This window comes from Shewanella sp. 553, assembly GCF_059338375.1.
The window spans coordinates 1,564,528-1,578,728 of the sequence record NZ_CM181701.1 but is presented as its reverse complement, the minus strand read 5'-3'; the positions used below and the strand labels follow the sequence as shown (position 1 = coordinate 1,578,728).

Sequence of the window (14,201 nt, the reverse complement as noted above, 5' to 3'; positions counted from 1 at the left end):
ATGAATAAAAGAAAACTATTTGAGCGGGTTTTCCCGCTCTCATTTTACTTGTTGATTAGCTTACCACTTTCAGCAAACGATGCGTTGATTTTAGCCGGTGAACAACAAGCTATGGTTTGCAAATCATGCCATCAATTTTCTCCCAACGGTGTCGAGGTCATAGGGCCACCGTTATGGGGCTTGGCTGACAGGAACATCGCCAGTTTCGACGGCTTTAATTACAGTGATGCTTTAAAGCAAATTAAGGGAAAGTGGAATGCGCCAAAGCTCGATGCGTTTTTGGCGTCACCCAGTGAATTTGCGCTCGGTACCAAGATGGTATTTCCAGGTGTAACAGACCCTGGTGCCCGCGCAGCAATCATAGCGTGGCTAGCAACTAAAAACCCTGTGCCGCCAAATTGGACCACGCAAGCATCTGGCTCACCAGTCAAATCAGCCGGAGATGGTATTTTGACACCTGGAGAGAACATGGATCTCGTCGCTGCGGTTTGCTCCGCTTGTCACTCGCTGCACCTCGTAGCACAACAAGGATTAAGCAAAGCAAGTTGGGATGAAACGTTGCAGTGGATGATCGATGAGCAGGGAATGGATGAGTTAAATGCTGAAGATCGCGAGGCTATTTTAGTCTATCTCTCTACCTATTATGGCTTGTAATCGATGAGTTAGTCTTTTGCGCAAAAGTGTTTCAATAGATCACTAACCTGTGAACTTGCTACCTTCTCTTTGGATCATGGGGGCTCTGCACACAAATATTGATCTATTTTAAAGGCTCGAACTTATAGAGCTTGATCACAAAGTAAAGCCCATCGGCCTCAATGTATCGAAAAGTCGAGGTAGATATCATCAGCCTCATCTTCTTCCACTAACACATCTTGAACAAGAGATTGAGGTGCCCCTTGATGACTCCAAGCGATAAATCGATCGACAGCATTACTGCCTCCCTGTAATAACACGGCAACGTCGCCATTATCGAGGTTTTTCACATAACCTGTCAGCCCAAATTCATTAGCTTTTTGCAGGCTATAGCGCCTAAAACAAACACCTTGGACTTTACCCGATATCGTCAGTAATACCCGTTTCATTTATGCCTCATTTGCTCAACCCGACAGTTAAATATAATCTCACTTGCCCCTTTGAAGATAACCTAAAGTTTCAAGATGGGCAAAATTTAGGCAAAAAAAACAGCTAACTAATAAAGTGGTTAGCTGCATCGGGCGACATACGCAAACAGGAACGGGCGATTAAACCCAAAACAGAATAATATGTATCATTTTGTATCACAAAAGCTGTGATTAACGCTATATCCAGATAAAGAAAATATACGAATAAGCGTAAATTTTAGCCTGAACTATGTTAAATACACGCTTCTCTCATCTTACCGATAAAAAACAATCAACCACTGATGAAGAAAGCTGGAGTAAACAGTAGCCAAAAAAGTTGACCACTACAGTTAAATGGCTAATGACTAAGGAGGAAAAGAAAGATTTAAAAACGGAGGTTAAAAATACCGAGCAAACGTCGCACTAAAATGAACTTGAATAAAACCATGTTCTAAGGCAGACGTTGCCAGAGCCAAATGACTCAGCCAACACATATTAAAAATAAGATGACATTCATTTAGCTGAGCAAGCAAGTTGCTCAGCTAAATGAGGCTCAGCCAAAATCGGGTGGAGCTAACTTAAAATCACTAATACGCGCAAGGTGAGCCGATAGTGAGGCAAATTTGTGGCGCTGTTCTTCATCCCACAGTATTTCATAATAAGGGCTTAACGCCGCGGCCACTGCTTGGTTATCATTCACTTCATCATGGCGCGATAAAATACACAAACCATTACCACGATGCTTAGCGCGAAATTGACTCACACACTTATTGGCAATATCAGCGTACTCCTCAGGGCGATCGATTTTTTCCACCATGGTAATTTCTGGATGAATATTGGGATTAATTAATACCGTTTTAAGGCCATTTAAAAAGCCAATACGTTCAGCCCAATATGCACCCAAGCCGACACCAATGGCGATAGGATGCGGATCGTCACACACTTGTAATTGGCGATTCACTTCATGTAACAAGTGTTGCATATCATGCTTAGGATGCAGAGTACTATAACTGACCAAACGCACATCATTATCAATAAACTGTAATTGACGCATTTTTTCGTGATTACCCGGACTGGTTGCATCGAAGCCGTGAAAATAGAGGATCATCCTGTCACCTATTGATAAAGATTGAACATTAACTTTAGCTAACTTACTACTGCTACTATTTGCGCTATATCAAAGTTAGTTCATTACCATTTTCTCGGCTAGCAATTTAGCCTTATGCCAACGAACCTCATCTTGAAGCGCGATCGCAACTTGCACCGGATCGGCGCGTAATTGCGAAACCGATGCCTTAGGCGAGCAAGTTGGCCAACTAAAATCGCTGAGCAACTCGGTGACGCCTAGGTTATCGTTACATACTAAAATCATATCGCATCCCGCATCGAGTGCGGCTTTGGCACGCTGCCGATAACCCCCGACCACCCCCGCCCCTTTCATGCCAAGATCATCAGAAAAGATCACCCCATTAAACTGTAACTCGCTACGCAGTACTTCTTGTAACCAGTAATGAGAAAAACCGGCGGGATTAGGATCGACGCTATCGTAAATCACGTGGGCAGGCATAATCCCCTGCAATCGTTGCTCGGCAATGAGCTGCTTAAAGGGCAGCATATCGAGCTGTCTAATCTCTTGCTCTGATCTTGAGTCCACCGGTTGGGCGATGTGAGAGTCTGCAGCGACACTACCATGTCCGGGAAAATGTTTACCTACCGCAGCCATACCTGCGCTGCTCATCCCCTCAATAAAGGCATAGGCTAAGCTGATCACTTCTTGGGGGTGACCACTAAAGGCACGCGTGCCGATCACTTGACTTATCCGATTAAGGTCAAGCACTGGCGCGAAGCTTAAGTCAATATCACAGCTCAATAGCTCAACTGCCATTAAAAAACCCAGCTCGCGAGCCCACAGCCTAGCCTGCTCAATATCGCCATTGGCTTTTGGCAAGATGTCGCCCATGGCAGGAATGCGGCTAAAACCATCGATAAAGCGTTGTACTCGTCCACCTTCATGGTCAACGGCAATTAACAGATCGGGCTGTAGTGCTCGGATGGAGGCCACCAGCTCACATAACTGTGCCCGGTCATGATAATTACGGCTAAATAAAATTATCCCGCCGACCATAGGATGCTGTAACTGGGTATTCTCCTGTTCAGACAAGGTTGTCGACAGCAGATCCATCATTAAATAGCTCACTTTATCTCCCTAAAACATGGTTAACACCAAGGCTATCTGTACTGTAATATATAAATCAAAAAATATCGATTAACGATAAATATATGTATCTTAAAAGAAATGGATTCAATTGATTAAAATTGCTTCACGCTGCAAGATACATATACATAATATGCCTAATCCGAACACCCTTCCCCAAAAATAACTAATGCGAAATATAGTGCAAAAGTATGGGATACTGCTACTTTATCAATCTTAATTTGCTGACACACTTAGCATAACATTTTCACAGGTTTGGTCAGCATAAACTGATGTATAGACCTAAAATTATAAGATTGAATAACGATCACCATGAACAAAAGCAGGGTTTTATAAATGATTAGCGTATTTGACATGTTTAAAATTGGTATTGGACCATCGAGCTCACATACTGTGGGGCCGATGAAAGCCGGTAATATCTTTATCAAAGATTTAGAAAAGCATGGTCATTTGGCAGCAACCGATGAGCTAAGATCTGAACTCTTTGGGTCGCTTGGACAAACAGGTAAAGGCCACGGTACGGGTAAAGCCGTTATTTTAGGACTAATGGGTGAAGATCCCGAAACCGTAGACACCGATTCTATCGATGAAATTTTAGCTCATGTTAACGACACTCAATCATTGAACATGCCAAATCAAAAAGTGGTTCGCTTCAGCCGCGAGCATGGCATTACCTACCACAGACGTAAGAGTTTACCCGCCCATGCCAATGCGATGACGCTATATGCCTATGAAAAAGGACTGTGTATCTATCAGCGTACTTATTATTCTGTGGGTGGCGGTTTTATTCTCGATGAAGATGAAATTTTAGCTAAAAACGCCTCTCCAGCAGCGCCTATAGAGGCTGCTCCTTACGATTTTAATAGTGCCACTGAATTACTCAGCATGTGTGTCGATAACGGTTTAAGCATATCAGCACTGATGATGGCAAATGAGCGCTCGGTGGGTGAAGAGCAAGAAATTAAACAGCGCTTATGGCATATCTGGCAAACCATGAAAACTTGCGTTGAACGCGGCTATCAAAAAGAAGGCATTTTGCCTGGTGGCCTCAAATTACGTCGCCGTGCCCCAGCCCTTTATCGTCGCCTTAAAGCCGAAGGCAAAAACTCTGTCGATCCGTTAACGGCACTCGACTGGGTCGACCTATTTGCATTAGCCGTGAATGAGCAAAATGCGGCGGGCGATCGCGTGGTTACCGCCCCCACTAACGGCGCGGCGGGCATTATTCCTGCGGTATTATGTTATTACGATACTTTTGTTCAGGAAGTCGATATCGATATCTGCTGCCAATACTTATTAACCGCTGCGGCTATCGGGATTTTATATAAGAAAAACGCTTCGATTTCTGGCGCCGAAGTGGGTTGTCAGGGAGAGGTTGGTGTAGCCTGCTCTATGGCCGCAGCAGCATTGACCGAGATCATGGGTGGCACTGTAGAACATGTAGAAAACGCCGCTGAAATTGGCATGGAACATAACCTAGGTTTAACCTGCGATCCCGTTGGAGGCTTAGTGCAAGTGCCATGTATTGAACGCAACGCTATGGGAGCTGTTAAGGCTATTAATGCCTCTCGCCTAGCGATGCGCGGTGATGGTAACCATAAGGTGTCATTAGACAAGGTGATTAAGACCATGATGGATACAGGTAAAGACATGCGCAGTAAATACAAAGAAACTGCCAAAGGTGGTTTAGCGGTTAACATTGTAGAGTGTTAAGCTGGTAATTTTGCCTTTGTCGTCTGTAGGCTTAGCCGTACGCGGGTATGGAGCTTGAACATAAACGAGCAAAAAGAAGGCACTAAGCGTCAAACGCTTTTTTGCTAATAATGATTCACAAAAAAACTCGCCTTGGCGAGTTTTTTTGTCTCTATCGGTTTATGTCACAATATGTTGTTATCGATTATCTCTTTCGATCGGGCTATGAGGAGTTGTCTAGCATATAATCGCAGCATCTCAGGTAAGATCCAAACGACTAGCGTATAGGCAACTCAACATCGGCAAACAAATTTTCAATCAGCTGCGGATCACGCAATGCAACCGCCTTCTCAACGATGTCTTTAGTCAAGTGAGGCGCAAAATGTTCTATAAACTCATACATATATGTACGTAAGAAGTTACCTTTTCTGAAACCAATTTTAGTGGTGCTGTGGGCAAAAAGATGACTGGCATCGATAGCCACCAAATCTTTGTCTATCACAGGATCGATTGCCATAGAGGCGATAACGCCCACCCCTAAGCCTAAGCGAACATAAGTTTTTAATACATCAGCACTGGTAGCAGTAAACACCACTCTGGGATCGATACCCGCCTGATTAAAGGCTTTCTCGATTTCAGACTCTCTATCGAAACCAAAGACATAAGTGACTAATGGAAAGCGGCCTAAATCTTCAATACTGATCTTTGACCGTGTTGCTAATGGATGATCTTTAAGCACTACAATTGAGCGATTCCAATGATAACAGGGCAGCATAATTAAGTCTGAATACAAGTGCATCCCTTCAGTTGCGATAGCAAAATCAGCATCACCTCTGGCGGCTAATTCACTTATCTGCGAGGGCGTGCCTTGATGCATATGCAAATTCACTTTAGGATAGCGATCAATAAAACCACGAATAATATTAGGCAAGGCGTAACGCGCCTGAGTATCTGTGGTGGCAATATTTAACTCGCCCTGATCAGGCTTAGTGTATTCCTCTGCCACTTTTTTGATACTCTCTACTTTACCAAGAATATCATTAGCAATACTGATCACCTGCAAGCCTGCAGGTGTCACATGGGTAAGGTGTTTACCACTACGACCAAAGATTTGAATACCCAGTTCATCCTCGAGCATCCTGACTTGTTTACTGATCCCTGGCTGCGATGTATATAAATTTTCAGCAGTGGCAGAAACATTTAGGTTATGATTAACCACTTCGGCGATATATCTAAGTTGCTGCAGCTTCATCGTCTATCCTTTAGCAAATAGCAAAGTCTGTGCTCCAAGGCTTAACACCACCTAAAATCGGAACCTAAGTATAAGAATTAGTTATAGTATACGAAAAAAATTAAAGCAAATAGAATATAGCATAGAGTTGTGGCAGATCACACGACATTAGCACAAAGCTAGACTAAGATAGCTATGCTAGAGTGTTGATTTATAGTAGCATTAACGGAATTGCATAAATTATGGTAGACCTATGATATTTACTTTGGTTCTAATCCTCATCGGTGCATTACTTCTACTGGTTATCGGTATCAATGTTATCCAACAGCAGAAAGAACGCGCCGAGGCAGAAAGAAGAACAGAATTAGCCAGACAGAGAGCCATAATAGATGAAACTGAAACCGTATTGTCTTGCACAGGTATGTTTCCCTGCTCTACCAATATCGTGCTTATCCTCTATAAACGCGTTCAAGAGGCGTTGTCACTGTCAGTAAACCTTGGAGGTAATCAGGCAACGGATTATCAACGTCGCTTACAAGACATAAATGCGCAAATCGAAGCGCTAAATAACGGCACAAAACAAAATCCGTCGGTAGAAAGCTTTCGCTTACCCGACACAGACAAACAGATCCTCACCTTAGTGCAAGTGCTTAAAAAGCTTAAAGCCATTTTGAGAGCTGAGCATAATAAAGGCAAAATTGATCCCACCATTTTTGCTCAAGAAGAGGCTCGGATCGACAATTTACAATTAAGAATTAATGTCGACTCTATGCTATCGCGCGCCCGTAGTGCCAGCTTTATGAAACAGTACGGCTCATCTAAACAGATGGTGACCAAGGCGCTGGCGACCTTGCATACCATAAAAGCCATGACCCCTAACGACCCCTTTATTTCCAAAAAGGTCGATGAAGCAAAAATATTACTCGATGAGATCATGGGGGCACAGAAGCAAGCAGCGCCTAACGCTCCAAAGCCTAAAAACGATGATGATGATATTGATGTATTGTTCCAACCGAAGAAAAAATGGTAACGCTGATCACAAACTAACAGCGTACGCATCAATACTACTCATAAAAAAAATCGCCCGTTGATGGGCGATTTTTTAGTTTCATACTAAAGAGAGTCGCAAGCGTAGCTAAGATGACTAAGTCAGTCGCTTAGCTCAAAAGACTAACTCAAAAAGACTAAGCCTCAAAAAGACTAAGCAGCTTAAGGCGCTAGACGGTCAATCTCCCAACCTTTATCCTGTTTAGTGTATAAAAAGCGATCGTGTAAACGATGCTCTCCACCTTGCCAAAACTCTATGCTCGATGGATGCACTAGATAACCGCCCCAAAACTTTGGCAAAGGTACTTCACCTTGACTAAATTTTGCTTTCATTTCCGCAAATTTGCTTTCCAGCGCTTGTCTTGCCGAAATTTTACTCGATTGCTTAGATACCCACGCAGCTATCTGGCTCTCTTTGGGGCGAGTAATAAAGTACTTTAACACCTCTGCAGTCGACAACTGCTCAGCAACCCCCGTAACCGCCACCTGTCGCTCTAATGCATGCCATGGAAACAACAGACTCACTTTAGCGTTGTGGGCAATCTGCTCCGCCTTACGACTCGCAAGATTGGTAAAAAAGACAAAACCGTCATTATCAAACCGTTTAAGCAATACGATACGCTGAAAAGGTTGCCCCGTTTCATCCACCGTGGCAACAGACATGGCGGTGGGATCGGTCAACACCTCGGCATCACGAATTTGCTCTAGCCAGGTTTCGAATAACGCCATCGGGTGTTCAGGGAGCTCATCGCGATGTAAGCCGCCTAAAGTATATTCTCGCCTGATATCACTGATCTTAGACATCTCTCTACCTTTCCTTGCTAAATGGGATCAAAGCACTGTCGTCAAGTGCGCTATGGCAATTACTTTTTATGCGCACTAGCCCACACATGCAGCATTTCTAGTCCTAACGTTGCGCCTGCTAACGCCGTGATCTCCGCCGAATCGTAGGCTGGCGCCACTTCTACAACATCCATGCCCACCACGTTCATTCCGCGCAGGCCACGAATGATTTTCATCGCTTTATCGCTGGTTAAACCGCCGCACACAGGGGTGCCGGTACCTGGCGCATAGGCAGGATCGAGGCAGTCAATGTCGAAGGTGACATAAAGTGGCATATCACCCACTCGCGCCTTAATTTGCGCCACAATATCATCGGCACTTAAATCATTGGCTGTCGCGGCATCAATCACCTTAAATAGATGGTTACTGGTATCGAAATCGGTGCGAATACCAATTTGAATCGAATGAGCAGCATCGATAATGCCTTCATTCGGCGCATGGTAAAACATCGTGCCATGATCATACTTGCTGCCCTGAGAATAGGTATCAGTATGGGCATCAAAATGTAACAAGGCCATTTTACCGTGTTTTTTATAGTGTGCCCTTAACAAGGGTAAGGTCACAAAGTGATCCCCACCAAAGCTCAGCATCGCCTTACCTGAACTGATAATGGCTGTAGCAAAATCTTCTACTCTTTGGGTAAAATCTGCCGCATCACCGCAGTCGTATACCAGATCGCCGGCATCGACCATTTTAAGGCGTTCGCTTAATTTAAAATCCCAAGGCCAACGCTGCTCTTCCCAAGCTAGATTAACCGAGGCTTGACGAATCGCACCTGGCCCCATTCGACCACCAGAACGACCCGTGGTTGCCATATCAAACGGTAAACCCAATATCACCACATCGGCATCGCTTTGCAGTGGTTTAAAATCCAGAGGTTGTCTTAAGTAACCAAATGCATTGGAATAAAGCGAATAGTCAGGCTTATCTGCAATCGTGGTCATGGCTGCTCCATATGTTGTTAACTAATGATCACAAGCTCACTACCGTTAGCGGTTCGCTAACGTGCGGTTTGTAATGGCTAATATAAAGGGTATTGGTATCGTTTAATGCTAAGTGGTTTTGCGCCAATAATTGCGAGGCCATAAACTCGTTATGACTTAACGGAGCATTAACACCTACCATATCCCAACTACTTGGTTTAAAAATAGTAATTAATGAGTTTAACCCATCCATTAGCCGGTGCCCCGCCCTCATATTGGTCTCTATGCTGACATATGAGCTAGGCTGTTGTGGCGTAATGTGCAGGGTAATGTATTCGCGCCCATGAATGCCGTTAACCGAATATCCCATGGGGCTAAATAGATAGTCATCAAAGGTAAACTCAGGCCAGATAACAGACAGTTGTAATAAGGATAAAATAGTGGCTTTACACTGCTGCGGCCCACGCAGATAATCGGCCACGTCACCCTTTATATGGTAAAGCTGTAACGCGCAGCTGTACTGACTGTGGGAAGATGATGCGCTACAAAAAAGATAATGATGGTGGCTGTCCAGATCACCGATACGATAAGCCTGCCCAGCAATAGACAGCTTTAATCGATCAATATCCTCTTCAAAGCGAGTCGCCTGCAGATGAGGAAACAGTTCGCTCTTGCGTTGATAGCTAAACCAAACAATATGGTCAATGCCAATGCTTTTTACAATATGCAAAGCCGTATCGACTAAACTGGTATTACCGCAGGTGATCAATAGCAGTTTGTTATGCCAAACAAATAAGCTCGACTCACTCAATACATAAGCGTCACAGTCGGCATTAGTCTGCACCGACAATATCTCGGCTCCGGCTTTCGCCAAGGCTGATGACCAAAATTCACGAGTAAAACCGCGCAGCGATGCACTGGCATCGTCAATCACCATCTCTAACCGCTTCTCTGCGCCTTCAAACAACATAGTCTTAACTACCTAACAATCCATCAAAGTGCATAAAGCCAGCTTTAGCATAGGTTTATATCTGGCTTTATGCTGCATACCATTATGATGATGTGCTTAAGAAAAATCTTCCAAATAGGTGTAGCCTTTTAGACCTAGCTGCAGCTCTTCTAAAATATTGGCCCGCTCACCCTCTTCAATGTGTTGATTGACCAGTTCTTCATAGGTACGCATAAACGAAACTGCATCAAGGTTAACGTAACGCAGAACGTCGGCGACGGTATCACCAGCAAGCACTGATTCTATATTGACCACACCATTGTCTTCCAGGCGCACAACGGCAGAATTAGTATCGCCAAATAGGTTGTGCATATCGCCCAAAATCTCTTGATAAGCGCCCACCAAGAAGAAACCTATTAGGTAGGGGCTTTCAGCGCTCCATGCAGGGACAGGAAGCGTGGTTTCAATACCTTGACCGTCAACGTATTGATCGACAATGCCATCTGAGTCACAGGTGATGTCTAACATCACCGCGCGGCGTTCAGGTTCTTTATCTAAGCCACTTAGTGGCATCACAGGGAAAACCTGATCGATCCCCCAGGCATCTGGCAGCGACTGAAACAGTGAAAAGTTAACGAAGAATTTGTCGGCTAGCTTCTCATTTAACTCATCGATCACTGGGCGATGGAAGCGATATTTACTGCTCATCACTCCTTTGAGTTCGTAGCAAACACGCAGATTCATCTGTTCGGCCCAGGCTCGGTCGGCTAGACTCACTTGCCCAAGCGCAAACAGTGAATGAACTTCAGTCAAATCACTTTGCACATCATGATAAATTTCAATCAAGGCACGCTGGTCGGCACGTACGCTCACTTCTGTCCATGATTGCCACATATTTTTAAGTTGTTGGGGAGCGTCGTCACTCGGCTGCTCAATCTGTTCACACTTATAGGCTTCTGTGCCGATGACATCGGTGATCAACACCGCATGGTGCGCCGTTAAATAGCGGCCAGACTCAGAAATCAACCTTGGCATGGGCTGACCATACTCGGTGCACATATCTTTAAGCACACTAACAATATTATTGGCATATTCAGTCAAGCCGTAGTTCATTGAATTACTGCTTTGGCTACGAGTGCCATCATAATCAACCGCGAGACCGCCACCGACATCGAAACATTTGACATTAGCGCCCAGCTTTTGCAGCTCACAGTAAAAGCGTCCTGCTTCACTTACACCACTGCGAATATCGCGAATATTGGCGATTTGCGAACCTAAGTGGAAGTGTAACAACTGTAAGCAATCCAACATATTATTGGCTTTTAATGAGTCAATAACGGTTAACACTTGCGCCGCAGATAAACCAAATTTAGATTTTTCTCCACCACTGGCTTGCCACTTGCCTTTGCCTTGGAATGCTAAGCGCACCCGTAAACCCAAACGCGGTGTGACGCCCAACTTTTTGGCTTCTTCGAGTACGACTTTCAGTTCAGAGAGTTTCTCGAGCACAATATAGACGCTGTGACCCAGTTTTTCGCCTATTAACGCCAGACGAATATATTCGACATCTTTGTAACCGTTGCAGATAATCACCGAGCTAGCTTTTTGCGCCATGGCCAGTACTGCCATTAACTCAGGCTTACTGCCCGCTTCCAGCCCTAATTGCGGCACTTCCTTTGAGACTTGGCTAGCTAAGATCTCTTCAACCACTGTTTGTTGCTGATTAACCTTAATCGGATAAACTAACAAATAATCTGACTGATATTCGTAACGTTCAATGGCTTGGTTAAACGCATGACACAGACTATTGACTCTGTGATGAAGGATCTGCGGGAAACGCACTAATACTGGTAAAGCCACACCTGACTTAACCATATCCTTGGCTAACTCATTTAACCCAATGCTGTACTCAGGATGATTCGGATCGGGAGATACCGTCACCTCACCGGCCTCGCTTATGCCGTAGAGCCCAGAGCTCCAGTAATTAACGTTATAACCAGCGTAAGCATCTTGAATAGACCAATTACTCATATTTTCTCAACCTGTCTATTGACATTTATATTCAGTAAGCAGCTTGCTTACCAACACATTAATGTTACTCAATATCGCACCATATCGGGTAAATAAGCCGCAACATCAACACTATTTTAGAGTGTCAGCTATCGAAGAAAAACTCCGAGTCCCCGTCATTTATCCACCTAGATTGACTCTGTTTTAAAGTAAAAAAGGCGCGCAATTAAAACCTCGAAACTCACTCAATGCAAGTAACATTATCACAATAATTTAGCGCAAGGGGGATTACACTTTATTGCAACCGACTTTTAGTGCTGTAGCGAGCAAGGTGCAGCGATTAACTCCATAAAAAAATAAACCATTTAAACTTAGCCGTAATGCAGCATCTTAAGTAAAATTCCACTATAATCCGCAGTCGAGTTTGTTAGCCAATACCATAGAGAATCCCATGATTGAGATAGGAAAATCCTGTAACCTCGAGATCGTCAAACAAGTCGATTTCGGTGTGTACTTAAATGCGCACGAATTAGGCCAAGTGCTACTGCCTAAAAAAGTGGCGCCTAAGCAGTTTAACATCGGTGATAAAATCGATGTGTTCCTCTATCTTGATTCAGAAGACATGGTAATTGCGACCACCAAGATCCCTAAAGTCGAAGTGGGCCAATTTGCCTACTTAAAATGCGTGGCTACCGGTCCATTTGGTGCATTTCTGGACTGGGGACTGGATAAAGATCTGTTTTTACCCTTTGGTGAACAACATAAAGAGATTGAAGTTGGTCGCTCTTATTTAGTTTATGTCTACCTTAATAGCGCCGATGAACGCATTGTTGCCTCATCGAAAGTAGATAAGTTTTTAGACAAAACGCCACCTCCTTACACCAATGGTCAAGAGGTCAACTTAATCATCGGTGGAACGACCGATTTAGGCTACAAGGCCATCATTAACCATGCTCATTGGGGGGTTATCTATAAAAATGAAGTATTTAGAGAACTGCGTTTTGGCCAACGTCTCAAAGGTTTTATTAAGCGTGTAAGAAGTGACGATAAAATTGATTTGGTATTACAACGAGGTGTTAAAGAAGAACTCGATAAGCATGCCAACACCATTATTATCAAACTCAAACAAGCAGGCGGTTTTTTAGCTCTTACAGATAAAACCGATGCCGAACATATTTATGCCGCGCTGGGCATGAGTAAAAAAGCCTTTAAAAAGAGCATTGGCGGCCTGTATAAGGTGCAAAAGATCACTATCGACAGCGACGGTATTCGTTTAGTTGAATAGATAACCCGCAATAAGTCCTCCTTGATTAGGATTGCCTTTGCATAAAAGCATAGCTCTGATATAACAAAGCTATGCTTTTTTATACGGAATATCCTACACCTATGAATCTGACCCCTTATGAAGCACGTATCATTGGTTGTCTTTTAGAAAAAGAAATTACCACCCCTGAACAATATCCATTGTCACTCAACAGCTTAACGTTAGCGTGTAACCAAAAGTCGAGCCGAGATCCCGTGATGGCTTTGAATGAAAACGATACCCAAATCACCTTAGATTCACTGAGTAAAAAACGCCTCATTGCCGAGCAAAGCGGCTTCGGCTCACGAGTCGTTAAGTATAAACATCGCTTTTGCAATACCGAATTTAGCGATCTGCAATTAACATCAGCCCAAGTCGCCATTATCTGTTTATTACTTCTGCGTGGCCCGCAAACACCTGGTGAACTACGAACACGTAGTAATCGTCTCCACGCCTTTGCCGATGTCGCCGAAGTCGAACAAGCCTTAAAGGGCCTCAGTGATAAACAGGTACCACTCGTGCAGCAATTACCACGAGAGCCAGGTAAGCGGGAGTGCCGTTTTACCGAGTTAATCAGTCAACCCGGCATAAAGTTCAGTCAACAGACCGCCACCAGTACCACACAGACATCAAGTGACACCATTCACCCAGAGTCTTCAGACACTGAACAACTTATCGACCGTGTTGAAAAATTAGAACTCGAAGTGGCAGAGCTAAAAGAACAGTTAGCAAGGCTACTGAATCATAAAACCAATCATATTAAATAACCCAACGGCTTATATTGATTAGAAAATAGACCTCAAGCAGAGGTAAATCGAGATAACGATTTAGATTTGCTCCACTGCAGCAATGCTGCGTCGCCATTAATAACATCAATACTTTGCAGCT

13 protein-coding genes are annotated in these 14,201 nt (G+C 43.9%); 5 read left to right on the top strand and 8 right to left on the bottom strand.

All coding sequences use genetic code 11. The features are described 5' to 3' along the window. The gene (locus AC5YBZ_RS07230; RefSeq protein ID WP_494519400.1) at positions 1 to 654 is read left to right on the top strand and encodes a c-type cytochrome; all 654 of its coding nucleotides are present in this window, start codon (positions 1 to 3) and stop codon (positions 652 to 654) included. Between the two features lie 158 nt (positions 655 to 812). Here the strand turns inward: AC5YBZ_RS07230 and AC5YBZ_RS07225 are convergent, their stop codons facing one another. The 3 genes from AC5YBZ_RS07225 to nagZ form a co-directional block, all read right to left on the bottom strand. Continuing rightward, positions 813 to 1,082, bottom strand: coding sequence for an acylphosphatase (locus AC5YBZ_RS07225; RefSeq protein WP_494519401.1), 270 nt, complete (start codon positions 1,080 to 1,082; stop codon positions 813 to 815). A 571-nt stretch (positions 1,083 to 1,653) separates the two neighbouring features. Then, complete coding sequence (gene ycfP, locus AC5YBZ_RS07220; protein ID WP_494543619.1) at positions 1,654 to 2,208, bottom strand: alpha/beta hydrolase YcfP; 555 nt, start codon at positions 2,206 to 2,208, stop codon at positions 1,654 to 1,656. A 75-nt stretch (positions 2,209 to 2,283) separates the two neighbouring features. Further along, positions 2,284 to 3,297: a beta-N-acetylhexosaminidase gene (gene nagZ, locus AC5YBZ_RS07215; protein WP_494543618.1), complete on the bottom strand. Its 1,014-nt coding sequence runs from the start codon at positions 3,295 to 3,297 to the stop codon at positions 2,284 to 2,286. Between the two features lie 354 nt (positions 3,298 to 3,651). Between nagZ and AC5YBZ_RS07210 the strand changes: the two genes are divergently transcribed. After that, complete coding sequence (locus tag AC5YBZ_RS07210) at positions 3,652 to 5,028, top strand: L-serine ammonia-lyase (RefSeq protein WP_494543617.1); 1,377 nt, start codon at positions 3,652 to 3,654, stop codon at positions 5,026 to 5,028. A 256-nt stretch (positions 5,029 to 5,284) separates the two neighbouring features. Here the strand turns inward: AC5YBZ_RS07210 and cysB are convergent, their stop codons facing one another. Beyond that, complete coding sequence (gene cysB / locus AC5YBZ_RS07205; RefSeq protein ID WP_494519405.1) at positions 5,285 to 6,259, bottom strand: HTH-type transcriptional regulator CysB; 975 nt, start codon at positions 6,257 to 6,259, stop codon at positions 5,285 to 5,287. A gap of 232 nt (positions 6,260 to 6,491) precedes the next feature. Here cysB and AC5YBZ_RS07200 point away from each other — a divergent pair, with 232 nt between their 5' ends. Further along, positions 6,492 to 7,268 carry a hypothetical protein gene (locus AC5YBZ_RS07200; RefSeq protein ID WP_494543616.1) on the top strand — a complete coding sequence of 259 codons (777 nt, stop codon included), beginning with the start codon at positions 6,492 to 6,494 and terminating at the stop codon, positions 7,266 to 7,268. Between the two features lie 179 nt (positions 7,269 to 7,447). Here the strand turns inward: AC5YBZ_RS07200 and pdxH are convergent, their stop codons facing one another. The 4 genes from pdxH to speA form a co-directional block, all read right to left on the bottom strand. Continuing rightward, positions 7,448 to 8,089: a pyridoxamine 5'-phosphate oxidase gene (gene pdxH, locus AC5YBZ_RS07195; RefSeq protein WP_494543615.1), complete on the bottom strand. Its 642-nt coding sequence runs from the start codon at positions 8,087 to 8,089 to the stop codon at positions 7,448 to 7,450. Positions 8,090 to 8,148: 59 nt separating this feature from the next. Further along, entirely contained in the window at positions 8,149 to 9,072 is a 924-nt protein-coding gene (speB, locus tag AC5YBZ_RS07190) for an agmatinase (protein WP_494519408.1), read from the bottom strand. 28 nt (positions 9,073 to 9,100) lie between these two features. Then, on the bottom strand, positions 9,101 to 10,021 hold the full coding sequence (locus AC5YBZ_RS07185; protein ID WP_494543614.1) for an adenosylmethionine decarboxylase: 921 nt from the start codon (positions 10,019 to 10,021) through the stop codon (positions 9,101 to 9,103). 96 nt (positions 10,022 to 10,117) lie between these two features. Beyond that, positions 10,118 to 12,031: a biosynthetic arginine decarboxylase gene (gene speA, locus AC5YBZ_RS07180; protein WP_494519410.1), complete on the bottom strand. Its 1,914-nt coding sequence runs from the start codon at positions 12,029 to 12,031 to the stop codon at positions 10,118 to 10,120. Between the two features lie 430 nt (positions 12,032 to 12,461). On the opposite strand from speA, the gene AC5YBZ_RS07175 reads away from it, so the two are divergent. Together AC5YBZ_RS07175 and AC5YBZ_RS07170 are read left to right on the top strand one after the other, a co-directional pair. Next, a complete protein-coding gene (locus tag AC5YBZ_RS07175) occupies positions 12,462 to 13,295 on the top strand; it encodes a CvfB family protein (RefSeq protein WP_494519411.1) in 834 nt (277 codons plus the stop codon). A 101-nt stretch (positions 13,296 to 13,396) separates the two neighbouring features. Further along, positions 13,397 to 14,080: a YceH family protein gene (locus AC5YBZ_RS07170; RefSeq protein WP_494543613.1), complete on the top strand. Its 684-nt coding sequence runs from the start codon at positions 13,397 to 13,399 to the stop codon at positions 14,078 to 14,080. The last annotated feature ends 121 nt before the right edge of the window (positions 14,081 to 14,201 follow it).